This window comes from Micromonospora sp. NPDC048930 (genome assembly GCF_043197935.1).
Classification (GTDB): domain Bacteria; phylum Actinomycetota; class Actinomycetes; order Mycobacteriales; family Micromonosporaceae; genus Micromonospora.
This window is the reverse complement of the sequence record NZ_JBICUB010000001.1, coordinates 148,683-170,880: the sequence shown is the minus strand read 5'-3', so window position 1 is coordinate 170,880 and position 22,198 is coordinate 148,683. Positions and strand designations below refer to the sequence as shown.

The following is a 22,198-nucleotide window of genomic DNA, read 5'->3' as shown; positions in this document are numbered from 1 at the left end:
GTGGCGCCGGCCCGGCCCCGGTTCAGGACGGCAGCGTCCACTTCTGGTTCGCGCCGCCGGTGCAGCTCCAGATCTGCGTCTTCGTGCCGTCGGCGGAGGTGTTGCCGGTGACGTCGAGGCACTTGTTCGCCTGCGGGTTCACCAGATCCCGCCCGGAGGTCCAGACCCACTGCTGGGCGGCGGTGCCGTTGCAGGTCCACAGCTGCACCTTCGTGCCGTCGGCGGTGCCGCCGCCGGAGACGTCGAGGCACTTGCCCAGCGACCGGAGGGTGCCGTCGGCGGCCCGGGTCCACTGCTGGTTCGGGCCGCCGAAGCAGGTCCAGATCTGGATCGGGGTGCCGTCGGCGGTGGCGTTGTCCGTGACGTCCAGGCACTTGCCGCCGATGCCGGTGATCAGGCCGGTCGGCGCGCCGCCGCCGGACTGGCTGCCCGACCAGGTGAACGTCGCGGTGGTCCGGGCCGGCAGGGTGTAGGTGAAGGACTGTCCACCCCAGACCACCTTCACCGACTGGGCCGAGGTGCCGCCGTTGTGCGCGAGCAGCGCCTTGCTGCCGTCCGGGTTGCGGTACGCGACGTTCTGCACGACCCCGTTGGCGGTGGAGTCGATCCGGTACGCCCCGGGCTTGACGAACTTGGTCAGGTGCCCGGTGGTGTAGTACTCGATCGTGTAGTCGACCTGGCCGGCGCGGGAATCGCCCTCGTGCACGGTGATCAGGCCGGTGCAGGTGCCGCAGCCGCCGTTGTGCGGGCCCATGTTCTGGTTGACCGCGAGGCTCCACTTGACCACGCTCCGGCTCCAGTTCCGGGCGTAGGTCACGATGTCGGCCATGTCCTCGTTGTGCTGGTTGGCGATCCAGGTGCCGCCCGAGTGCTCGGTGCTGAACTGGGACACGGCCGGGTACTGGTTGTGGACCTGGCTGCCGACGGCCGGGTCACCCCAGTAGCCGTGCCAGGCGATCCCGCCGAAGAGCGGGTCGGTGCGGACCGCGCTGTCGGCGAGCAGGCCGGAGCCGATGGTGCCGTAGTCGCCGTAGTTCCAGTCGTGCACCAGGACCTTCGTGGTGATGCCGGCGTTGCGGAACGCCGGGTAGACGAAGTTCTTGGTCAGCTCGACGAGGCCGGAGGAGTTCCAGCTCATCCCGGGGTAGTTCATGGCGGTGGGGTTGCTCGCCTGGCAGCAGTTCGGCTCGTTCTGCAGCGAGACGTAGTCGACCTTCACGCCGCGGGCCGCGTACGCCTGGATGGTCTTGACGAAGTACTGGGCGTAGGTGGCGTAGTACTCCCACTTGAGCCAGCCCATCTGGTCCATCCGGCCGTTGTCCTTCATCCACCCGGGCGCGCTCCACGGCACCACCATCACCCGCAGCGCCGGGTTGAGCTGCTTCGCCTGCGCGGTGAGCAGCTCGACGTCGGTGTTGTAGCCGTTGCTGCCGAAGTCGTTCAGGTCGCAGCAGGTGTCGTCGAGGGAGACGTTGCCGGGGCGGGACAGGTCCGAGGCGCCGACCGGGTTGCGCACGTACGACAGGCCGATGCCGTCGGTCGGGCTGAACAGCCGGCGCATCACCTCGTCCCGGGTGGCCGCGCTGACCGGGCCACCGCGCAGCAGATACGCGGTGGTGTCGGTGATGGACGCCCCGGCGCCCTCGAACTGCTGGTAGCGGGTGTTCTCGTCGACCGTGATGGTGTGCGTGGCACCCGGGCTGGACGCGGCGAAGCTCACCGGGCTCTGCTGTTGCAGCCCCCGGGTGACGGTCCGGCCGCCGGAGTCCGAGGTGGTGGTGAGCCAGATGTTGACGGTCTCCCCGGCGGCCTGTGCGGCCGGGGGCGGGGACAGGGCGAGGGTGCCGGCGGCCAGGCCGAGCGCCAGGGCGACCCGGCCGGCGAGGCGGGGGGTGGTGGTGGGGGACACGGATGCTCCCTTCGAATGAATCGACATCCGCGAATGAGAAAACCCCTCACACCTGCTTATGTCAAGGCATGAAAAAAGCGCCGACGAGCCGCCCGAGGGCAGGTCGGCGCGGCCGCCCGGGATGCTCCCGCGCGGCCGCGCCGAGGCCGGCTCAGCGTTCCCCGCGCACCCGCCGGACCGTGTCGCGGTACCAGTGCGCGCTGCGCTTGGGCGTGCGCCGCTGGGTGTCGTAGTCCACTCGGACGATGCCGAACCGCTTGTCGTAGCCGTACGCCCACTCGAAGTTGTCCAGCAGCGACCAGGCGAAGTAGCCGCGCACGTCGGCACCGGCCTGCCGGGCCCGGGCCACCGCCCGCAGGTGCTCGGTCAGGTACGCCACCCGGTCGTCGTCGGCGACGAACCCGTCGGCGTCCGGCCGATCCTCGAACGCCGCGCCGTTCTCGGTGATCACCAGCGGCAGGCCCGGGTAGTCCCGGTGCAGCCGGACCAGCAGGTCGGTGAAGGACTCCGGCACGATCTCCCAGTCCATCGCGGTGCGCGGCAGGTCCCGCGGGACCACCCGGCGCACCGGCCGGCCCTGCTCGTCGCGCTCCCGGCCCTGCTCGTCCACCCCGGAGTGCAGCTGCCCGAAGTAGTAGTTCACCCCGAGCACGTCGATCGGGGTGGAGATGACCGCCAGGTCACCGTCCTCGACCGGGATCCGCACCCCCTCGGCGGCCAGGTCGGCCACCACGTCCTCCGGGTAGCGGCCGTGGCACAGCGGGTCCAGGTAGAGCCGGTTGGCCAGCCCGTCGGCCGCCCGCGCCGCGTCCCGGTCGGCGGGGGAGTCGGTGGCCGGATCGGCGGGGGCCAGGTTGAGGGTGATGCCCAGCTCGATCGGCGTGCCCGCCGCCGCGCGCAGCCGCTGCGCCGCCAGGCCGTGCCCGAGCAGCAGGTGATGCGCGGCGGCGATCCCGTCGCCCAGGTCGCGCCGGCCCGGCGCGTGGTTGCCGTAGGCGTAGCCGAGCATCGCCGAGCACCACGGCTCGTTCAGCGTGGTCCAGGTCTTCACCCGGTCGCCGAGCGCGGCGAAGACCAGCTCCGCGTAGTCGGCGAAGCGGTACGCGGTGTCCCGGTTCGGCCAGCCGCCCGCGTCCTCCAGCTCCTGGGGCAGGTCCCAGTGGTAGAGGGTCACCCACGGGTCGACGCCCCGGCCGAGCAGCTCGTCCACGAGGCGGTCGTAGAAGGCCAGGCCGGCCGGGTTGGCCGGGCCGCGCCCGCCCGGCTGCACCCGGGGCCAGGCCACCGAGAACCGGTATGTGTCCAGGCCCAGGTCGGCGATGAGGGCGACGTCCTGCGGCATCCGGTGGTAGTGGTCGCAGGCCACGTCGCCGGTGTCGCCGTTCGCCACCGCCCCCGGGACGCGGCAGAAGGTGTCCCAGATGGACGGCGTGCGGCCGTCCTCGGCCACCGCACCCTCGATCTGGTACGACGACGTCGCCACCCCCCACCGGAAGGTCGGCGGCAGAGTGTCGATCGGGTCGGCCTGCCCGACGGGAGGGCTGGTGAGGTCGGTGTCCATGGTTCTCCTCGCAAGTCGTGCGGGTGGGTCGGTCGGGCGGTGGTGGTCAGCGCGGGAGCGGCGCCGCGGCCGGATGCAGCCAACAGGCGACGGCCCGGTCCGGGTGCCCCCCGCCGGGCGGGCCGAGCGGCGGCAACTCCTTGTCGCACGGGCCGAACGATTTCGGACAGCGCGGGTGGAACGCGCAGCCGTCCGGCATGGCGCGCAGGTCCGGCGGGGACCCGGGGATGCCGGTCAGTTCACGGCGCGGGCCGCGCAGCGCGGGGAACGAGTGCAGCAACCCGTCGGTGTACGGGTGCAGGGCCCGCCCGTACAGCTGCGCGGCGGGGGCCTCCTCGACGATCCGGCCGCCGTACATGATGGCGATCCGGTCGGAGAACTCGACCAGCAGCGACAGGTCGTGGGTGATGAACAGGACCGCGAAGCCCAGCCGCTCGCGCAGCTCGGCGAGCTGCCCGAGGATCTGCCGCTGCATCACCACGTCCAGCGCGGTGGTCGGCTCGTCCATGATGACGACCTGCGGTTCCAGCGCCAGCGCCATGGCGATCATGACGCGCTGCCGCATCCCGCCGGAGAGCTGGTGCGGGTAGCTGTCCAGCCGGTCGGCGGAGATGCCGACCAGGCGCAGCAGCTCCCGTGCCCGGTCCCGCCGGGCCGCCGCCGTGCTCCTCGGCTCGTGCGCCTTGATCACGTCGAGCAGCTGGGTGGAGATCCGGTGCACCGGGTTGAGCGAGTTCATCGCCCCCTGGAACACGATGGAGGTCTCCGCCCAGCGGAACTGCCGCAGCTGCGCCGGACTCAGGGCCAGCACGTCCACCGGTGGGCCGTCGTCCGGGTGGTAGATGACCTGACCGCCGCTGACCACGCCCGGCGGCGGCAGCAGCCGGGTCAGCCCGTACGCCAGGGTGGACTTGCCGCTGCCGCTCTCCCCGGCCAGCCCGAGCACCTCGCCCCGGTGCAGGGTCAGGTCGACGTCGCGGACCGCGTGCACCGCCTGGTCGCCGAGGCCGTAGTCGACGCGGAGCCCGCGGATCTCCAGGACGGGATCACTCACTTGTGCCCTCCTTGGTTCGCGACTGCGGGGCTCCGCTTCGCTGCACTCCTCGCGCTCACGGGGCGACCTCCTTCCGGGGAGCCGGGACCGTGCGGGCCGGGGCCAGCACGGGGGTGAAGCCGACCCGCATCCGTACCGTCCGCCCGTCGGCGGTGCGGATCCGGGTCCGGCCGCTGCTGCGCAGCCGGGGGCTGACGAACTCGTCGATGCCGAAGTTGATCAGCGCGAGGGCGGTGCCGAGCAGCGCGATGGCCAGCCCGGCCGGCACGAACCACCACCAGGCGCCCTGCGCCAGGGCCTGCTGGCCCTGCGCCCAGAACAGGATGGTGCCCCAGTTCCAGGACGAGACCGACGAGATGCCGATGAAGGCCAGGGTGATCTCGGACATGACCGCGAAGATGACCGTGCCGACGAAGCCGGACGCGATGATCGCGGTCAGGTTGGGCAGGATCTCGAACAGGATGATCCGCCCGGTCCGCTCGCCGGTGGCCCGGGCCGCCTCGACGTAGTCCCGGCGGCGCAACGACAGCGTCTGCGCGCGCAGCACGCGCGCGCCCCACGCCCACGACGTGAAGCCGATGATCAGCGCGACCAGCGTGTCACTGGCCTGTTCGACGATCGACGTGACGATGATGATCAGCGGGAGCGCGGGGATGACCAGGAACACGTTGGACAGAGCCGACAGCCCCTCGTCGGCGGCCCCGCCGAGATAGCCGGCCGTCACGCCGATGAGGATGGACAGGATCGTCGCCAGCACCCCGGCGATCAGGCCCACGACCATGACGCTGCGCGCGCCGACCAGGATCTGGCTGAAGATGTCCTGCCCGAGGTGGGTGGTGCCGAACCAGTGCGTGGCCGAGGGCGCCTGCAGGACGTCGCCGCTGCGGGCGTCCGGGTCGTACGGCGCCACCCACGGCCCGATGACCGCGAAGAGGCCGTAGACGGCCAGGATCACCACGCCGGTCGCGGCCTTGGCGTTGGCCAGGAACCGGAACCGGCGCCGCTTCGCCCGGCCCGGCGCGGCCGACGGCTGGGCCATCGCCCCCTGGCCGGGGATGACCTGTTCGATGCTCGACGGTGAGATTGCCATCGCTCAGCTCTTTCGGGTGCGCGGGTCGAGAAGCAGGTACGCGACGTCGGCGAGCAGGTTCGCCACCAGCACGGAGATCGTGATGATCAGGAAGATGCCCTGCATCAGCGGGTAGTCCTTGTAGCCGACCGCCTGGAAGAGCTGGTAGCCGAGGCCCGGGTAGGAGAACACGATCTCCACCAGGAGCGTGCCGCCGACGATGAACCCGAGCGACAGGGCGAAGCCGGAGACGTTGGGCAGCAGCGCGTTGCGGGCGGCGTAGCTGAGGGCGACCCGGCGCTCCGGCAGGCCCTTCGCGTGGGCGACCGTGATGTAGTCCTCCGACGAGACGGTGACCATCATGTTGCGCATGCTGAGGATCCAGCCGCTCATCGAGGAGACCAGGATGGTGGCGGCGGGCAGGACGCTGTGCTGGATCGCGCTCGGGATGAAGTACTGGTCGAACGCCGGCACCAGGCCCGGCTCGTAGCCGCCGGAGGAGGGGAAGAAGCTCCCCGGCCCGGTGAACACGGCGATGGCGACCAGACCCAGCCAGAAGTACGGGATCGAGGACAGGAACGTGGTGGCCGGCAGCAGCCCGTCGATCCAAGAGCCGCGCCGCCAGCCGGCGCCGACGCCGAGCGCGGTGCCGAGCAGGAAGCTGACGATCGTGGTGATGCCCACCAGGCACACCGTCCACGGCAGGCTGTCGCCGATCACCGTGGACACCGGCGTCGGGAAGAAGGTGAACGACAGCCCGAGATCGCCGTGGAAGAGCTGCTTCCAGTAGTCGAGGTACTGCTCCCAGACGTTCTCGTTCTTGTCCAGCCCGAACAGCACGCGCAACGACTGGATCGCGTCGGCGCTGATCCGGCCCTGGTTGCGCGAGATCAGGGACTGCACGGGGTCGCCCGGCACCAGCCGCGGGATGAAGAAGTTGAGCGTGATCGCCGCCCACGCCGTGAACAGGTAGAAGGCCATGCGCTGCAGGAGGAATCTCATCGTGCCTCACCCAGGGTGGCGGCGCCTTCCTGCGCGGCCGGCGCTGGCGGCCCGGTCCGGTCGGCGTCGGGAACGGCGGAGCCGGGCGCGTCGGCGGCGACGACGGTGGCCGGGTCGTAGAGCCAGCACGCGGCCCAGTGGCCGGGTCGGTCGGCGATGGTCAGCCGGGGCGGCAGGTCCGCGGTGCAGCGGGGCATGGCGTGCGGACAGCGGGGATGGAACCGGCAGCCCGTGGGCGGGCGGATCAGGCTCGGCGGCTCGCCCTGACCGCGGTCCTTCCCGGCGGTCTCGTCGGCGCCGTCACCGGTGATGCGGTCGGGGTCGGGCGCCGACCCGATGAGCAACCGGGTGTACGGGTGGGCCGGCTGCTGGGTGACGGTCTCGCTGTCGCCGCCCTCGACCATGCGGCCGGCGTACATCACGATCGTCTCGTCGGCGAAGTAGCGGGCCGAGGCGATGTCGTGCGTGATGTAGAGGATGGCGAGGTTGAGCCGCTCCTTGAGGTCCTGGAGCAGGTTGAGCACGCCGAGGCGGATCGAGACGTCGAGCATGGAGACGGGTTCGTCGGCGAGCAGCACCTCCGGGTTGGCGCCGAGCGCCCGGGCGATGGCGACGCGCTGCCGCTGGCCGCCGGAGAGCTCGTGCGGGAACACGTCCAGGAAGCGCTCGGGCGGGGTGAGGCGGACCCGGGTGAGCAGGTCGGCGAGGGCCTTGTCCAGGTCCTCGGCGGTCCGGCCCGCATTGCCGTGGATCCGCAGCGATCGGGTGAGGTGGTAGCGGACGGTGTGCACCGGGTTCAAGGACGCGAACGGGTCCTGGAGGATCAGCTGGACCCGTTTCACGTACGCCCGGAACGGGCGACCGCCGCGCACCCTGGTCGACCTGCCGTGCAGCCGGATGTCGCCGGCGGTGCGGGGGTAGATCTGGGCCAGCAGCCGGGCCACCGTGGACTTGCCGGAGCCGGATTCCCCGACCAGCGCGGTCACCTGGCCGCGACGCAGCGCGAACGACACGTCGTCGACGGCGTGCACGACCGCCGGCGTCCGGGAGATGAGGTCACGCAGCCGTCGGCGGACGGGGAAGTGCTTGGTCAGGCCGACGGCCTCCAGCACCACCTCGTCGGCCGGCGCCGCGCTCTCGCTCAACGTCATGCCGAGTTCCTGTCTGGGGGTTGCCATGTGATGGGCGTGGCCGCCGCCTCCCCGGCCGGACCGGCCGGGGAGGCGGCGCCGGGGTCAGCCGTTGGCGGGCTTCAGGTGCAGAACCACGTCCAGCGCGTTGGGCTGGGTGGGCTGCATGGCGCCGTACGGGTTCGAGTCGTCCGGCCAGCCGGTCCAGTTCTTCGTGCTGTACGCGCCACCGATGTTGTCCGCGCCGACCGGGATCATCGGCATCTGCTCGACGAAGACCTTCTGCAGGGTGTTCATCGCGGTGGTGCGGGCGGCGTCGTCGGTCGCGTTGGCGTAGGCGACCAGGGCGTCGGTCGCCTCCTTGCTGTTGAAGCGGCCGAAGTTGCCGGCGGGGGAGGCGGTGCCGATCGGCTTGAGCTGCCGGCCGTCCATGATCGTCCGGTAGATGTCGTACGGCGTGGCGCCGCCCTCGGTCCACCGGAAGGTCGCCTCGAAGTTGCCCTGCTCGACGTTGCGGAACCAGGCGTCCTGGTTGGCCTTGTCGACCGTGGCGGCGATGCCGATCTTCGACAGGCCGTCCTTCACGATCTCGAGGCTGGTCTGGTAGTCGGACCAGCCGGCCGGGTCGGTCAGCTTGATCGTGACCGCCTTGCCGGTCTTGTCCTTCAGGGTGTTGCCGTCGAGCTTGTAGCCGGCGCCGGTGAGCAGCGCCTTGGCGCCCTCGACGTCGACCTTGTGCTCCTGGCCCTTGAACTCGGGCGCGACGAACGCGTCACCGGCGGGGCTGGGCAGGCCGGTCACGCTCTTCACCAGCGGGTGGAAGTACCCGGCCTCGGCGGTGGTGAAGATGTCCTCCCGGTCGATGACCATGTTCATCGCGCGGCGCAACGTCGGGTCGTCGAACGGCTTCTTCGTGGTGTTGAGGTAGAGGCCGTGGATGCCCAGGACCGGGGGCGCCCAGACCTTGTGGTGGGCCTGGTCCTTGGCGACGAAGACGGCCTGGTAGTTCGGGATGAAGACGAAGCTCCACTCCGACTCGCCGTTGGCCAGGGCGGTGGTCTGCGCGCTGTTGTCGGTGTACGACGTGAAGCGCAGCTCCTTGACCTTCGGCAGGTCCTGCCAGTAGCCCTTGTCCCGCACCGTCAGAGTCGTCGTGGCCGGGGTGAACGACTTCAGGGTGTACGGGCCGCTGCCGACCGGCTGCTTGACCGGGTCGGTCGTCGGGTCGCTGATCTTCTCCCAGATGTGCTTGGGCACGATCGGCACCCGCCACAGCACCTTCTGCTGGTTGACGAACTGCGGGCTGGACATCTTGATCGTGACCTCGTTGCCGCTCGCGGTCGCGTCGGTGTAGGGCACGCCCTGGTCGTTGAGCGCCGGGTACTTCTTGACCAGGTTGTAGGTGAACGCGACGTCCTCGGCCGTGACCTTCTGGCCGTCGGACCACGTCGCGTTGTCCCGGATGGTGACCTTGACCGAGGTGTAGTCGGACGACCACTCGGCCTTGGTGGCCAGCCACGGCTTGAACGGGTCGGCCGGCTTGACCGGGTTCCACATCATCAACGGCTCGAAGATCTGCCAGCGGTAGCCCAGCGAGGCGGCGGCGGACGTGGTGAGGAACGGATTGTTGTTCTCGGCCTGCGGTCCGTTCGGCATGCCGACGTTGAGCACGGTGGCCGCCTGGCCGTTCTTCTTGTTGGCGTTCGGGCTGTCGCCGCACGCCGCGACGCCGGTGGCCAGCGCGCCGGCCAGCGCGACGGCGAGGAACTGCCTTCTTCTCATGGAGGTCTCCCTCGGTGCTCCCGCGTACCTCAGGCGGGGATGTGGTGGATGGAGGGTGTGCGGTGGTGCCACCGGTGGGCGGGCGCCCGTCGGTGTGGGTGGTGTGTTCGGCGGTGGAGCGGTCAGGTGGTGCTGGTCGAGGCGCGGACGGTGAAGCTGGTGGGGATGACGGTCGGGGTGTCGGCCAGCGCCGTGCCGGCGAGGTGGGCGATGAGGGTACGGGCGGCGGCCGCGCCCATCTCCCGCAACGGCTGGCGTACCGAGGACAGCGGCGGGTGGGTGTGCCCGGCCAGGGGCAGGTCGTCGAAGCCGACGACCGCGACGTCGTCGGGGACGCGCTTGCCGGCGTCCCGCAGTGCCTGGAGCGCGCCGGCGGCGGAGAGGTCGTTGTGGGCGAACACCGCGTCGAACGGCACGCCGTCGGCGAGGAGGCGCTCCACCGCCGCCCGGCCGCACGCGAAGGTGAAGTCGCCCTCCACCACCAGGGCCGGGTCGATCGGCAGGCCGGCGTCGGCGTAGCCGGCGGCGAAGCCGGCGAGCCGTTCCCGGGTGCAGCCGAAGCGGCGCAGCCCGGTCACCACGAGGGGACGCCGTCGGCCGAGCGCCAGCAGGTGCGCCGCGGCGGCCCGGGCACCGTCCTCGTTGGTGGTCCGTACGGACGGGAAGCGGGGCTGGTGGCCCCGGTCGTCGATGAGGATGACCGGCAGGCCGCGTTCGTGCAGCTCGGTGATGTAGTCCAGGGTGCCCTCCGGCTCGACCACCAGCAGGCCGTCGAAGGACTTGGCGGAGACCTGCGAGGCGAACCGGCGCATCGACTCGTCGCCGCGGGTGCAGGTGAACAGCAGCAGCCCGTACCCCTCGGACTCGACCACGTCGGCGGCGCCCTGGAGCACCTCGCCCATCCATGGCCAGGTGAGCGAGGGCACCAGCATGCCGACCACCCGGGTACGTCCGCGGGCCAGGCCCACCGCGCGGGCGCTCGGCACGTACCCCAGGTCGCTGATCACGGCGCGGACCCGGTCGGCGGTGCGGACGTGCACCTCGCCCTTGCCGTTGAGCACCCGGGAGACGGTCGTCTTGCTCACCCCCGCCCGGGTGGCGACGTCGGCGATGGTGATCGGCACGGGACCCTCCCGGGTCGCAGGGGTGGTGGGGTTGCTTCGGAACCGGTTGCGGAAGCGGTTCCACCGCAGTCAACCGAAGTGGCGCCGGTCACGTCAATAACAGCCATGTAACGAAACATGACTAAGTTCAAAACATCAAAAAAGTCGGAGCGGTCGGGTGCGGGCTTCCGCCGCCGGGCCGCGGGGGGCGGTCAGGTCGGGGGGTACCGGTCTGGCCGGGACACGGCGTACACGTCGCCCGAGTTGGCCTCGTGCGGCAGGGCGGACAGGTACGCCGCGACCTCCTCGGCCGGCAGCCAACGCGGCAGGGCGAGGGCCATCTCGTCGCCGAGCGCGACGCTGAACCCGGTGAACCCGAGCAGGATGAGCCGGTCCAGGCACTGCCGGGCCAGTTCCCGCGCGATGGTGGTGAACTCGAACGACAGCGCCGGCAGCGGACGGGTCAGTCCCGCCAGCACGGCGTCCTCGAAGCCCTCCACGTCGATCTTCACGAACGCCGGTACGCCGTGCGCGGCGATCAGCTGCTCCAACGTCGTGCCGGCGACCTCGACCTGCGCGTCCCAGATCTCGTGCGCCCAGCCGTCGGCCCCGGCGGCCGCCGCGATGAACCGCGGCGAGGCGGTGGAGATGGTGGGGTTGGCCGAGTTGACGTGCAGCCGGACCCGGTCGGGGTGAGCGCCGCAGGCCGCCTCGACCACGGTCACCCGTGGGTCGTCGGCGTAGAGCGCGCGCAGCGCGCGGGCGCAGAGCGGCTGGGGTTCGACGGCCACCACCCGCGCGCCGAGGCGGCGGAAGCTGCCGAGCCGGTCCCCGACGTGCGCGCCGACGTCGAACACCAGGTCGCCGGGGCGGACGAAGTCGGCGTAGAAGGCGTCCATCGCGGCCTCGCGGGCCGGGTCGCCGTAGTACGCCTCGAGGGAGCGGCGCAGCCCGGACAGGGCCGGGTCCGCCTTGAGTGCCTCGATCGCGGTGAGGTGATCGACCACTGCTCCGACCGTAGTCGGGTCCGGAGCGACGTGAGGGCCATTCGCGTCCATCCGGCGGCCACTCCGGGATACCCAGCCTCCTAGGACGCTGTAGAGGTGGTGATCCCGCCGGTCGCGGGAGCGGGGGATTGCTGCTGCGGCCACCGGTGACCGAGGTCAGGGCGTCTCGACGACCTCCTGGCCCAGCGGCCAGAGCGCCGCCGGCACCAGCTTGAAGTTCGCCACGCCGAACGGGATGCCGATGATCGTGACGCAGAGGCCGACCCCGGCGACGATGTGGGACAGCGCCAGCCACCAGCCCGCCAGCAGCACCCACAGCACGTTCGCCAGGCCGGAGGCGACCCCGGCGCCCGGCTTGCCGACGAGGGTGCGGCCGAACGGCCACAGCGCGTACGAGGCCAGGCGCAGCGAGGCCACCCCGAACGGGATGGTGACCACCAGGGCGAAGCAGACCAGCGCGGCGATGCCGTAGCCGAGGGCCAGGACGAGGCCGCCACCGAAGACCAGCCAGAGCACGTTGAGCACGAAGCGGAGCACGGGTCCATGGTGGCCGCCGCGGGCAAGGCGGCGCGGGCCTGCCGTCCCTGCCCGGATCGGTGCGCTCGGAGCGGCGCTCGGCCGGTCAGCCTCCGGCCGGTTCTCCGGTCGCCGGGAGCAGTCGCCTGATCTCCGGGGCGGCCGGGTGGGCCGGCGCGACGGCGAGGAAACGCCGCAGCGTCCTCCCTGCCTCGGCGGGCTGGCTGGTCCGCTGGGCCAGTCCCAGCACCAGCAGGCCGTCGGGGGAGTCCGGCTCGCGGGCCAGGACGTCCCGGGCGGTTCGTTGCGCGCCGCCGCTGTCGCCGGCGCGGAGCAGGGCGAAGGCGAGTCGCAGCCGGACGGCGTCGTCGGGCCGGTCCCGCAACGCCTCCTGGTACATCTGCGCCGCGGCGTCGTACCGGTCCTGCGTCTCCAGGTCGTGCGCGAGCTGGAGGGCGACCGCGACCGGGTCGGCCGGTGCCGGCCGGGCGGGCGGGTCGAGCCGGTCGGCGACGACCGCGACGGACGCCACGAGCGCCAGCACCCCCACGGACGCGACCTGCCACGCCCGCCGTGCGCCCCGAGCGTCCGGCGTCCAGGGTGCGGTGGGCCGGGCCCGGGCGGTGCCGGGTCGCAGCGTCCGCCGGGCCGCGTAGCCGCCGGCCAGCAGGGCCAGCACGGGTACGCCCCAGAGCAGCAGCCCGACCCCGCGGGCCGGCGGATCGGTCAGCACGTCCGGGCCGTACCGCTGGACGAACCATTGCCGGATCTCGGCCCGGTCCCGTCCCTGGGCGAGCTGGTCCGCCACCACCTGCCGCATCGCCGCCGCGATCGGTGACCGGGAGTCCGCCACCGACTCACCCTGACAGGCCGGGCAGCGGAGTCCGGCGGACACCGCGCGTACCGGGTCGTGCCGGCCGCGGTCGCCCGCCGAGCGGGCCAGCCCCGCGCCGGCCGCGGCGGCCAGCGTGACGAGCACCAGCGCCACCAGGGCGCGTCGCCACCTCACCCGGCCAGCAGCGGCGCGATCCGCTGCTCCAGCCATTGCCGGGTCACCACGCCCTGCCGCCGGTCGACGAGCCGGCCGTCCCGGCCGACCACGAAGGTCTCGGGTACGCCCCGCACGCCCCACTGGACCGCCCGGGTGCCGTCGGGATCCGGCACCACGGTCAGCCCGGTCGCGCCGGTCTCGTCCAGCAGCGCCCGGACCGCCTCGGTGCCGTCGCGGATGTTCAGCCCGACCAGCCGCAGGCCGCGCGGGGACCAGCTGCGCTCGGCGTCCACCAGCAGCGGCAGTTCCTCGCGGCACGGCCCGCACCAGGAGGCGAACACGTTGACCAGCACCACCTGGCCCCGGGCGTCGGAGAGCGCGAACTGGCCGCCGTCCAGGGTGGTGCCGGACAGCGCCGGGGCGGGAGCGCCCGTCACCGTCGGAGCCTCCTCGGCGGCCGGCGTGGCGGGGGCACGCAGGCCGAGGGCGGCGAGGGTGCCGACGGCGACGGTGAGGGCGAGCACCGCCGCCGGACCGGTGCGCAGCCAGCCGGGACGCCGTAGGGTCGGGCGCCTCACGTCGCGGCTCCGGGACCGACGGCCGCCGGGGCGGGCCGCGGCCGGTCGGCGCGGGTGGCCGCGCGTGTTGGCGGGCGGGCGGCGGCGGCCGCGAGCAACCCTCCGCCGGCCGTCAGCGCACCGCCGGCCCAGAGCAGGCCGACGAGCGGGTTCACCGCGAGCCGCACGGTGGCGCTGCCGCCGTCCCCGCTGACGGCGATCAGCGTGACGTACGTGTCGCGCAGCAGGCCGGTGCCGATCGCCGGCACGGTGACGGCGACGTCCCGGGCGGGGTGGTAGCGCAGCGTCGGGGTGACGGACCTCGCGGCGCTGCCCGACGCGGTGAGCGCCAGCCGGGCCCGTACCGCCATGCTTCCGCCGCCGCCCGTCCGGTCCACCCCGACCAGGCGGACCGCGACGTCGCCCACCCGCAGGGTCTCGCCGACCCGCAGCGTCCGTTCGGCGTCCCGGCCGTACGCCGACGAGCCGGCGACGCCCACCGCGACCAGGGCGAGCCCGGCGTGCGCGACCAGGCCGGCCAGCCGGCCGGGTCGGCGGTGCGGGCCGGACCGGCGCAGCCGGTGGGCCAGGTCACCGGCCACCCCGGTGAGCACGAATCCCGCCGCGCCGAAGGCGGTGAGCGCGGCCGGGCCGGGCCGGCTGAGCAGGCCGACCAGAGCCACGGTGCCCAGGCCGGCGGCGGCGGGCACGGCGAGCCGGCGCAGCGCCGCCGACCGGTCGCGGACCCGCAGGGCCGGCGTCACGCCCATCACCAGCAGCAGCACCACCGCCAGGGGCACGGCGGTCCGCTGGTAGTAGGCCGGTCCGACCGAGGTGCGTGTCCCGTTCAGCGGGGCGGAGAGCAGCGGCAGGATCGTGCCGATCAGCACCACCGCGGCGATGGTCGCCAGCAGTACGCCGTGGACCAGCACGAGGGTGGGTCGGGAGAGCACCCGCGGGTGCCCGCGTGGGGCCGGTTCGGGGGCTCGACGGCCGGTCAGGACGGTCGACACCACCACCGCCAGCAGCACGAAGCCGAGCAGCATCGGGCCCAGCGGCGAGTCGGTGAAGGCGTGCACGCTGGTCACCGCGCCGGACCGGGTGAGGAAGGTGCCGAGCAGCACCAGCAGGAAGCTCGCGCAGGCGAGCGCGCTGTGCCAGGCGGCCCTGCCGCGGACCAGGGTGGTGTGCAGGAACGCGGTGGCGGTCAGCCAGGGCAGCAGGGAGGCGTTCTCCACCGGGTCCCAGGCCCAGTAGCCGCCCCAGCCCAGCACCGCGTACGACCACCAGGCGCCGAGGCCGATGCCGCCGGTCAGCGCCGCCCAGGCGACCAGGGCCCACGGGCGCGCCACCCGCACCCAGCCGGCCCCGTCCCGTCCCGCCAGCGGCGCGGCCAGCGCGAACGCGAAGGGTACGACCAGACCGAGGTAGCCGGCGTAGAGCAGCGGCGGGTGCACGCCCATGGCCGGGTGCTGCTGGAGCAGCGGGTTCGGTCCGGGGCCGTCGGCCGGGACCGGGCTCACCGGGCGGAACGGGTTCGCGGCGAAGGTGGACAGCGCGAAGAAGAAGAGCACGACCACGCTGACGACCGCCATCGCGTACGCGTGCAGCCGTGGCGGGTAGGCGCGCCGGGCCAGCAGCGCCGCGTACCCGCCGAGGACCAGCAGCCACAGCAGCAGCGAACCGTCCAGGGCCGACCACAGGCTGGTGAGCGTGTAGTGGAGCGGGACGTGCCGGCCCCCGTTCTCGGCCACGAACCGCACGCTGAAGTCGTGCCGCAGCAGCGCGGTCTCCAGCAGGGCGCAGGCCGTGCCGGCGGCGGCCAGGGTGGTGGCGGTGCCGAGCCGGGCGGTGCGGGCGGGCGCGCCGAACAGGGCCACCCGCAGCCAGAGCAGGGCGGTCAGGGTCGCGCAGGCCAGCCCGGCGGCGAGGCTGGCGGTGCCGAGGTCACCCAGCATCGACCGGAACCACGGGGGAGGACGGCCGGTATTCGTTGCCGTGCCGGACCAGCACGTGGTCGGAGCGGAACACGCCGTCGGACGACAGTCGGCCCTCGACGACCGCCCCCGTGCCTTCCCGGAACGTCTCCGGGGGTGCGCCGCGCTGCTCGACGGTGATCTCGTGACCCCCCTCGGCGAGGCGGAACACGACCAGGTCGCCGTCGTGGCGCAGCGATCCCGGCACCACCTCGCCGCCGAGGCGGATTCGCTGGTGCGCGACGTCGGAATCGTCGAGCAGTTCGGCCGGCGTCCGGTAGTAGGTGACGGTGTCGCGGAGCGCGCTGGTGACCAGCAGCCCGACGGCGGCGAGCAGCACCGCGACGAGGGCGATCCGGCCCGACCGGCGGCGCATCACCCGACCCGCACCGGCGTGCGTTCGGTGGCGGGGGAGGGCTCGGCGGCCAGGCGGCGCTCCAGGCGGACCACCCGGTGCAGCAGGAGGCAGAAGGCGGCGAGGGTCGCGGCAGCCACGGCGAGGAGCAGCGCGGTGGCCATCCGGGGGTCGATGGGTGGGCGGTGCGGGGCGAGGATCGTCGCCTGCTGGTGCAGCGAGCGCCACCAGACGACGGAGAAGTGCACCACGGGGACGAGGAGGAACCCGGCGACGCCGACGACGGCGGCGGGCTTCGCCACCCGGTGGTCGCCGCCGTCGCGTGCTCCCGAACGCTCGGCGAGCGCCCGGCGCAGGGCGAGGTAGCCGACGTAGGCGAGCAGCAGCAGGGCGGTGCTGACCAGCCGGGGGTCCCAGGCCCACCAGGTGCCCCAGACCAGGTGTCCCCAGAGGGATCCGGTGGCGATGGCGGCGGTGGTGAGCGCCACCCCGAGCTCCGCCGCCGCCCGGGCGAACCGGTCCCAGCGCAGGTCGCCGCCGATCAGGTACGCCCCGCTGGCCGCGAGGACGACCGCGAACGCGGCGTACGCCACCCAGGCGGCGGGGACGTGCAGGTACATCAGTCGTTGCGCGTCGCCCTGCAGCTCGTCGGGCGGAGCGAGCCAGGTGCCGGCCAGCGTGGCCGCCGCGGCGAGCCCGCCGGCGACCCAGGCCATGGTCCGACGCGCGGCGGCCGCTCTGGCGGTGTCCGTGACCAGGTCCACCGTGGAGGCTTGCATGATCTCCCTGTCCGCGTCGCTGGGCGCTTGGCCGAAGGTGGGGAATGGAAACCACCATAAGGCGCTCACTGTCCGATATGCCTTCGTTCCCGGTAAAAGGTATGGCGGCGGCGAAGCAGGACTAAGGTCTCGTCCGGTGGAGACGACAGCGGAGCGCACCCCGCGGCCGGGCCGGCGACAGTGCCGACCCCGGCCGGTGCTGCCGCTGCTGTCCGGCCTGCTGCTGCTCGCCGGCTGCTCCGGGGGCAGCCCGTCGGCGTTGAACCCCGCGGGGACCGGGGCGGCGCGGGTCAGCGGCCTCTGGTGGCTGTTGTTCTGGATCTCCGTGGCGGTGTTCGCCGAGGTCATGGCGCTGCTCGCCTGGGCGCTCGTGTTCCGGCGGGGCGCCGCCCGGGTACGCCACGGCCAGCCGCTGCGCTTCGTCACGATCGCCGGGGCCGGGCTGCCGTTCGTCATCCTCGTGGCCGTCTACGGGGTCGGCCTGCGGGACCTCGCCGCGCTCGGCGCCGGCCCCGGCCGGGACGCGCTGACCGTGGAGGTCACCGGCCACAAGTGGTGGTGGGAGGTGCGGTACGCGGGCGCCGCCGGCGCCACCGCCAACGAGATCCACATTCCGGTGGGGGAGCGGGTCAGGGTACGCCTACGCACCGACGACGTGCTGCACAGCTTCTGGGTGCCGCAGCTGATGCCGAAGACGGACCTGATCGCGGGCGAGACCCGCGAGACCTGGCTGGAGGCCCGGCGGAACGGCAGCTACCGCGGCCAGTGCGCCGAGTACTGCGGCACCCAGCACGCCCACATGGCGTTCCTGGTGGTGGCGGAGCCCCGCGCCGACTTCGACGCCTGGCTGGCCCGGTTGGACGCCCCGGCCCGCGAGCCGCGGACCGAGGCCGAACGGCGCGGTCAGCAGACGTTCGTGCAGGGCACCTGTGCCGCCTGCCACGCCGTACGGGGCACCGGCGCCCAGGGGCAGGTGGGGCCCGACCTGTCGAACGTGGGCTCCCGGTGGAGCATCGGCGCCGGCGCGGTGCCCAACGACGCCGGGCACCTCGGCGGCTGGATCGCCAACTCCCAGACCGTCAAGCCCGGCAACGCCATGCCCCCACAGCCGGTCGACGCCGCCCGGCTGCCCGACCTCATCGCCTACCTGCGGTCGCTGGAGTAGGTGCCACCATGTCCACGACCACCAGCACCCCGTCCGGCGTCGGCCGCGACACCCTGGCCCGGCTGACCGAACACTGGGCCGAGCCCCGCTCGCTGCGCGCCTGGTTCACCACCGTCGACCACAAGAAGATCGGCCGACGTTACCTGGTCACCGCCGCGTTCTTCTTCTTCCTCGCCGGGCTCAGCGCCCTGGTGATGCGTACCCAGCTCGCCCGGCCCGAGTCCGGCGTCGTCTCGCCGCAGGAGTACAACCAGCTCTTCACGATGCACGGCACGGCGATGATCTTCCTGTTCGCCACGCCCATGCTGTTCGGCTTCGGCAACTTCCTCGTGCCGTTGATGATCGGCTCCCGGGACATGGCCTTCCCGCGGCTGAACGCCTTCGGCTACTGGGTGTTCCTCTTCGCCGGGCTGTTCATGTGGGTGAGCCTGCCGTTCGGGGCGGCGCCGAACAACGGCTGGTTCGCGTACGCGCCACTCAACCAGGAGCAGCACAATCCCGGCCTGCACATGGACGTCTACGCGCTGGGCCTGCTCTTCCTGGGCATCTCCACCACCGCCGCCTCGATCAACTTCATCGTCACCGCGCTGAAGCTGCGCGCGCCGGGGATGTCGCTCAACCGGGTGCCGTTGTTCGTGTGGGCGATCGTGGCCACCGCGTTCATGGTGATCTTCGCGTTGCCGGCGTTGAACGCGGACAACGCGATGCTCTTCCTCGACCGCCGGTTCGGCACCCACTTCTTCGACCCGGCCGGCGGCGGGAACGTGCTGCTCTGGCAGCACCTGTTCTGGATCTTCGGGCACCCCGACGTGTACATCATCGTGCTGCCCGCGCTGGGCATCGTCTCCGCGGTGCTGCCCGCCTTCACCCGCCGCGGCGTGGTCGGCTATGCGCTGATCGTGCTCTCCATCGTGGCGATCGCGATCATCTCCTTCGGGGTCTGGGTGCACCACATGTTCGCCACCGGGCTGCCACAGCTGTCGTACAGCTTCTTCAGCGCGGCCAGCACCGTCATCACCATCCCGTCCGGGATCCAGATCTTCGCCTGGCTGGCCACCATGCTGCTCGGCCGGCTGGTGCTGCGGGTGCCGCTGCTGTTCGTCATCGGGTTCGTGGTGACCTTCGTGCTCGGCGGCTTCACCGGCGCGATGTTCGCGCTGACCGCGTTCGACCAGCAGGTCACGGACTCGTACTTCGTGGTGGCGCACTTCCACTACGTGCTGATCGGCGGGGCGGTCTTCCCGATGCTCGCGGGCATCTACTACTGGCTGCCGAAGATCACCGGCCGGATGTACCACGAGGGGCTCGGGCGGTGGGCGTTCTGGCTGGTCTTCACCGGCATGCACGTCACGTTCTTCCCCATGCACCTCACCGGCCTGTTCGGCCTGCCCCGGCGCGTCTACACCTACCGCAGCGAGCCGGGCTGGGACGGATGGAACCTGGTCAGCACCGTCGGGTCGTACCTGCTGGCGGTCGGGCTGCTGCTGGTGCTCGTCGGCGTGCTGCACGCGGTGCGGCGGGGCCGGCCGGCGCCGGCGGACCCGTGGGAGGGCGACAGCCTGGAATGGGCGACGGCGTCGCCACCCGAGCCGTACAACTTCCCGGTCATTCCGCGCGTGCACAGCCTGCATCCCACCTGGGACGAGCGGACCGCCGAGTCGACCACCACCGGCGCGACGGAGGACCGCATCCTCAGCGAGGGCCGCCGCACCCTGTTCACCAGCGAGCTCGACGCGCGCCCCGAGCGGGCGGTGGAGATGCCGGAACCGTCGGTCAAGCCGCTCGTGCTCGCCGGCGCGCTGCTGGTCTTCTTCACCGCCCTGCTGCTCGGCGCGTACCCGATCGCGATCCTCGCCGTGCTGGCGGTGGCGGCGACGATCGCGGCCTGGCTCTGGCCGCCGCGACGACCCGACGAGGAACTCGGGGTCGCGTCATGACCGACCGGGGTGGGGTGGTGGCCGCGGCCACCGGCGTCGCGGCGCTGACCACGGAGGAGCCGGTCGGCCGGCCGACCGGCTGGTGGGGCATGGTCATGTTCGTGGCCACCGAGGCCACCCTCTTCGCCTGCCTGCTGGGCAGCTACTACTACCTGCGCTTCCAGCACGGCCCCACCTGGCCACCGGCCGGCATCGACAAGCCCAAGCTGCTCATCCCGCTGGTGATGACCGCGGTGCTGGTGCCCAGCAGCCTGCCGGTGGTCTGGGCCGAGCACGGCATCCGGCGGGGCCGGCGCTGGCGGCTGCGGGCCGGCCTCGCCGCGACCCTGCTGCTCGGGCTGGCCTTCCTGGCCCTGCTGGCCGTCGAGTACGCCGAGGACCTGAAGCACTACACCATGACCACCGACGTCTACGGCTCGCTGTTCTACCTGATCACCGGCTTCCACGGGCTGCACGTGCTGGTCGGGTTGACGATGATCGGGTGGCTGCTCGCCGCCTCCCTGCGCGGCGGCAGCTTCGGGGCCCACCGCCACGAACGGGTCCGCAACGCCGCCATCTACTGGCACTTCGTGGACGCGGTGTGGGTCGCCATCCTGTTCACCATCTACCTGTCTCCGCGGCTGTGATGACCACGCGACCCGGCCCACGCGTCCGCCTGACCGGCGGGCTGCTGCTCTGGTACGGCGTGCTCGGCGGGGCCGTCGCCTGGGGCGCGCATCTGCTCGTCGCCTGGCCGCTGGACGAGCTGACCTGCGCCGCGGGCCGCGAGCGCGTCGCCGCCGTGCCGCTCTGGCTGGCCGTGTGGCTCGCGGTGGTGATCCCGGGCCTGATCACCATCGGATCGCTCCTGGTGGCCACGCTGGTGTGGCGGCGGACCACGCAGGCGTCGTCGGCCGGCGCCGAGGACCGGGCCGTCGACCGGTCCCGGCTGCTCGCCGTGGTGGGCGTCTGGGCGAACCTGCTGTTCCTGACGATCATCGTGCTCGGCGGGGTCGCGGTGCTGGTGTTTCCGCCATGTCAGGGCTGAGCGTCTACCGGGCCCACGGGGCCGGCCAGGGCGACGTGGCCGAAGGGCTGCTGAGCATGCTGGCCGTCGCCGTGCTCTGCCTGCTCGCGGCCGGCTACGGCCGGGGCGTGCAGGAGCTGTGGGCGCGCCGTGGCCGGGGCCGGGTCGTCCCGGGCTGGCGGGTGGCGGCGTTCGGCGGCGGGCTGTTCGTGGTGCTGGCGGCCGACCGGGACCCGGTGCACCGGCTGGCGGAGTCCTCCTTCGCCGGGCACATGGCCCAGCACATGCTCCTGCTGCTGGTGGCCGGCCCGCTGCTCGCGGCCGGCGCGGCGGGGCTGCCGCTGACCCTGGCCGCGCCCCGGCCGCTGCGTCGGCTGTTGGCCCGCTGGCGGGCCACGGCGCCGGTGCGCCGGCTGCGCCGGCCGGCCGGGTACGCCCTGCTCGCCGGGGCGGCGCAGGTCCTCGTCCTCTGGCTGTGGCACCTGCCGGGCCCGTACGTCGCCGCCGTGGACCGTCCGGTCCTGCACGCCGTCGAGCATCTGAGCCTGGTGGCGGCAGCCTGGCTGCTCTGGGCGCCGGTGCTGGGTGCGGCGCGCCATCGGACGCCCGCGCCGGTGTCGCTGCTGCTGCTGGTCGGCACCATGCTGCCCGCCGCCGCCCTCGGCGCGGTCCTCACCTTCGCCCCCGAGCCCGTCTACCCGGCCCGTGTGCTCGGCCCCGACCCGCTGGCCGACCAGCAGCTCGCCGGGCTGCTGATGTGGGCGCCGATGGACCTGGTGGTGCTCATAGCGGCGCTGGCGGTGTTCCTGAGCTGGCTGCTGCGGCTGGACCGGGCGAGGCCGGACCTCCCGGCCGATGCTGGACCGAGCCGGCACCCCGCAGCGCCGGCGACCGGCACCGCAACGGAAGGAGTCGCGCCATGAGCCGTCGCCTCTGGCTGCTGGGCGCCGTACTGGCGGCGCTACCGGTCGTCGGCTGCTCGTCGACGTCGCCCCCACCGCCGCCGGAGTCCCGCGCCGGTCGGCCCGACCGGGGTGCGAAGCTGATCGCCCAGTACGGGTGCGGCTCGTGCCACACCATCCCCGGCGTCGACCGGGCCGGCGGACTGGTCGGCCCGCCGCTGACCCGCTTCGGCGCCCGGTCCTACATCGCCGGTGAGCTGCCCAACAACGCGGACAACCTGCAACGGTGGATCACCGACCCGCAGGCCGTCGAGCCGGGCACCGCGATGCCGCGCCTGGGCGTCAGCGCGATCGACGCGCAGGACATCGCCGCGTACCTCTACACGCTGGACTGACG

The 22,198-nt window shown here is 72.9% G+C and carries 21 protein-coding genes; 6 read left to right on the top strand and 15 right to left on the bottom strand.

Going from position 1 to position 22,198, the window contains the following annotated elements; all coding sequences use genetic code 11:
• Nucleotides 1-22: 22 nt before the first annotated feature.
• The 15 genes from ACGFI9_RS00900 to ccsA form a co-directional block, all read right to left on the bottom strand.
• The gene (locus ACGFI9_RS00900) at nucleotides 23-1,909 is read right to left on the bottom strand and encodes a ricin-type beta-trefoil lectin domain protein (protein ID WP_393173444.1); all 1,887 of its coding nucleotides are present in this window, start codon (nucleotides 1,907-1,909) and stop codon (nucleotides 23-25) included.
• A gap of 151 nt (nucleotides 1,910-2,060) precedes the next feature.
• Nucleotides 2,061-3,470, bottom strand: a complete 1,410-nt coding sequence (locus tag ACGFI9_RS00895; protein ID WP_393173442.1) for a GH1 family beta-glucosidase — start codon at nucleotides 3,468-3,470, stop codon at nucleotides 2,061-2,063.
• A gap of 46 nt (nucleotides 3,471-3,516) precedes the next feature.
• Nucleotides 3,517-4,524 (bottom strand): ABC transporter ATP-binding protein, encoded by a 1,008-nt coding sequence (locus ACGFI9_RS00890; protein WP_393173440.1) that lies wholly within the window; start codon nucleotides 4,522-4,524, stop codon nucleotides 3,517-3,519.
• 55 nt (nucleotides 4,525-4,579) lie between these two features.
• The gene (locus tag ACGFI9_RS00885) at nucleotides 4,580-5,614 is read right to left on the bottom strand and encodes an ABC transporter permease (protein ID WP_393173438.1); all 1,035 of its coding nucleotides are present in this window, start codon (nucleotides 5,612-5,614) and stop codon (nucleotides 4,580-4,582) included.
• Nucleotides 5,615-5,617: 3 nt separating this feature from the next.
• Nucleotides 5,618-6,595 carry an ABC transporter permease gene (locus tag ACGFI9_RS00880; RefSeq protein WP_393173436.1) on the bottom strand — a complete coding sequence of 326 codons (978 nt, stop codon included), beginning with the start codon at nucleotides 6,593-6,595 and terminating at the stop codon, nucleotides 5,618-5,620.
• Entirely contained in the window at nucleotides 6,592-7,746 is a 1,155-nt protein-coding gene (locus ACGFI9_RS00875; RefSeq protein ID WP_393173434.1) for an ABC transporter ATP-binding protein, read from the bottom strand. Before ACGFI9_RS00875 ends, ACGFI9_RS00880 begins: the two co-directional genes overlap by 4 nt.
• Nucleotides 7,747-7,830: 84 nt before the next feature.
• The gene (locus ACGFI9_RS00870; protein WP_393173432.1) at nucleotides 7,831-9,507 is read right to left on the bottom strand and encodes an ABC transporter substrate-binding protein; all 1,677 of its coding nucleotides are present in this window, start codon (nucleotides 9,505-9,507) and stop codon (nucleotides 7,831-7,833) included.
• Nucleotides 9,508-9,629: 122 nt separating this feature from the next.
• Entirely contained in the window at nucleotides 9,630-10,631 is a 1,002-nt protein-coding gene (locus ACGFI9_RS00865; RefSeq protein WP_393173430.1) for a LacI family DNA-binding transcriptional regulator, read from the bottom strand.
• 191 nt (nucleotides 10,632-10,822) lie between these two features.
• The gene (locus tag ACGFI9_RS00860) at nucleotides 10,823-11,617 is read right to left on the bottom strand and encodes an FkbM family methyltransferase (protein WP_393173428.1); all 795 of its coding nucleotides are present in this window, start codon (nucleotides 11,615-11,617) and stop codon (nucleotides 10,823-10,825) included.
• A 156-nt stretch (nucleotides 11,618-11,773) separates the two neighbouring features.
• A complete protein-coding gene (locus ACGFI9_RS00855) occupies nucleotides 11,774-12,154 on the bottom strand; it encodes a YccF domain-containing protein (protein ID WP_393173426.1) in 381 nt (126 codons plus the stop codon).
• 85 nt (nucleotides 12,155-12,239) lie between these two features.
• The gene (locus ACGFI9_RS00850; protein ID WP_393173424.1) at nucleotides 12,240-13,142 is read right to left on the bottom strand and encodes a cytochrome c-type biogenesis protein CcmH; all 903 of its coding nucleotides are present in this window, start codon (nucleotides 13,140-13,142) and stop codon (nucleotides 12,240-12,242) included.
• Nucleotides 13,139-13,702 carry a TlpA family protein disulfide reductase gene (locus ACGFI9_RS00845; protein ID WP_393173422.1) on the bottom strand — a complete coding sequence of 188 codons (564 nt, stop codon included), beginning with the start codon at nucleotides 13,700-13,702 and terminating at the stop codon, nucleotides 13,139-13,141. Before ACGFI9_RS00845 ends, ACGFI9_RS00850 begins: the two co-directional genes overlap by 4 nt.
• Complete coding sequence (locus tag ACGFI9_RS00840; protein ID WP_393173420.1) at nucleotides 13,699-15,639, bottom strand: heme lyase CcmF/NrfE family subunit; 1,941 nt, start codon at nucleotides 15,637-15,639, stop codon at nucleotides 13,699-13,701. Before ACGFI9_RS00840 ends, ACGFI9_RS00845 begins: the two co-directional genes overlap by 4 nt.
• Nucleotides 15,629-16,033, bottom strand: a complete 405-nt coding sequence (locus ACGFI9_RS00835; RefSeq protein ID WP_393173418.1) for a cytochrome c maturation protein CcmE — start codon at nucleotides 16,031-16,033, stop codon at nucleotides 15,629-15,631. The genes ACGFI9_RS00840 and ACGFI9_RS00835 overlap by 11 nt, the downstream gene beginning before the upstream one ends.
• Nucleotides 16,033-16,791: a cytochrome c biogenesis protein CcsA gene (gene ccsA / locus ACGFI9_RS00830; RefSeq protein ID WP_393173416.1), complete on the bottom strand. Its 759-nt coding sequence runs from the start codon at nucleotides 16,789-16,791 to the stop codon at nucleotides 16,033-16,035. Before ccsA ends, ACGFI9_RS00835 begins: the two co-directional genes overlap by 1 nt.
• A gap of 136 nt (nucleotides 16,792-16,927) precedes the next feature.
• On the opposite strand from ccsA, the gene coxB reads away from it, so the two are divergent.
• The 6 genes from coxB to ACGFI9_RS00800 are packed head-to-tail and all read left to right on the top strand — an operon-like array spanning nucleotide 16,928 to nucleotide 22,196.
• Nucleotides 16,928-17,956, top strand: coding sequence for a cytochrome c oxidase subunit II (gene coxB, locus ACGFI9_RS00825; RefSeq protein WP_393173414.1), 1,029 nt, complete (start codon nucleotides 16,928-16,930; stop codon nucleotides 17,954-17,956).
• An 8-nt stretch (nucleotides 17,957-17,964) separates the two neighbouring features.
• On the top strand, nucleotides 17,965-19,893 hold the full coding sequence (gene ctaD / locus ACGFI9_RS00820) for a cytochrome c oxidase subunit I (protein WP_393173412.1): 1,929 nt from the start codon (nucleotides 17,965-17,967) through the stop codon (nucleotides 19,891-19,893).
• Nucleotides 19,890-20,519, top strand: coding sequence for a heme-copper oxidase subunit III (locus tag ACGFI9_RS00815; RefSeq protein WP_393173410.1), 630 nt, complete (start codon nucleotides 19,890-19,892; stop codon nucleotides 20,517-20,519). The genes ctaD and ACGFI9_RS00815 overlap by 4 nt, the downstream gene beginning before the upstream one ends.
• Nucleotides 20,519-20,920 carry a hypothetical protein gene (locus ACGFI9_RS00810; RefSeq protein ID WP_393173408.1) on the top strand — a complete coding sequence of 134 codons (402 nt, stop codon included), beginning with the start codon at nucleotides 20,519-20,521 and terminating at the stop codon, nucleotides 20,918-20,920. The genes ACGFI9_RS00815 and ACGFI9_RS00810 overlap by 1 nt, the downstream gene beginning before the upstream one ends.
• Nucleotides 20,908-21,822, top strand: a complete 915-nt coding sequence (locus ACGFI9_RS00805) for a cytochrome c oxidase assembly protein (RefSeq protein ID WP_393173406.1) — start codon at nucleotides 20,908-20,910, stop codon at nucleotides 21,820-21,822. Before ACGFI9_RS00810 ends, ACGFI9_RS00805 begins: the two co-directional genes overlap by 13 nt.
• Nucleotides 21,819-22,196, top strand: coding sequence for a c-type cytochrome (locus ACGFI9_RS00800; RefSeq protein ID WP_393173404.1), 378 nt, complete (start codon nucleotides 21,819-21,821; stop codon nucleotides 22,194-22,196). Before ACGFI9_RS00805 ends, ACGFI9_RS00800 begins: the two co-directional genes overlap by 4 nt.
• Nucleotides 22,197-22,198 lie beyond the last annotated feature (2 nt).

Bases quoted from the DNA above. Each gene is read 5' to 3' on its own strand.
- ccsA (WP_393173416.1), bottom strand. From the start codon at position 16,791: ATGCAAGCCTCCACGGTGGACCTGGTCACGGACACCGCCAGAGCGGCC.
- ACGFI9_RS00880 (WP_393173436.1), bottom strand. From the start codon at position 6,595: ATGAGATTCCTCCTGCAGCGCATGGCCTTCTACCTGTTCACGGCGTGG.
- ACGFI9_RS00885 (WP_393173438.1), bottom strand. From the start codon at position 5,614: ATGGCAATCTCACCGTCGAGCATCGAACAGGTCATCCCCGGCCAGGGG.
- ACGFI9_RS00805 (WP_393173406.1), top strand. From the start codon at position 20,908: ATGTCAGGGCTGAGCGTCTACCGGGCCCACGGGGCCGGCCAGGGCGAC.
- ACGFI9_RS00810 (WP_393173408.1), top strand. From the start codon at position 20,519: ATGACCACGCGACCCGGCCCACGCGTCCGCCTGACCGGCGGGCTGCTG.
- ACGFI9_RS00895 (WP_393173442.1), bottom strand. From the start codon at position 3,470: ATGGACACCGACCTCACCAGCCCTCCCGTCGGGCAGGCCGACCCGATC.
- ACGFI9_RS00870 (WP_393173432.1), bottom strand. From the start codon at position 9,507: ATGAGAAGAAGGCAGTTCCTCGCCGTCGCGCTGGCCGGCGCGCTGGCC.
- ACGFI9_RS00800 (WP_393173404.1), top strand. From the start codon at position 21,819: ATGAGCCGTCGCCTCTGGCTGCTGGGCGCCGTACTGGCGGCGCTACCG.
- ACGFI9_RS00835 (WP_393173418.1), bottom strand. From the start codon at position 16,033: ATGCGCCGCCGGTCGGGCCGGATCGCCCTCGTCGCGGTGCTGCTCGCC.
- ACGFI9_RS00875 (WP_393173434.1), bottom strand. From the start codon at position 7,746: ATGACGTTGAGCGAGAGCGCGGCGCCGGCCGACGAGGTGGTGCTGGAG.
- ctaD (WP_393173412.1), top strand. From the start codon at position 17,965: ATGTCCACGACCACCAGCACCCCGTCCGGCGTCGGCCGCGACACCCTG.
- ACGFI9_RS00840 (WP_393173420.1), bottom strand. From the start codon at position 15,639: ATGCTGGGTGACCTCGGCACCGCCAGCCTCGCCGCCGGGCTGGCCTGC.
- ACGFI9_RS00815 (WP_393173410.1), top strand. From the start codon at position 19,890: ATGACCGACCGGGGTGGGGTGGTGGCCGCGGCCACCGGCGTCGCGGCG.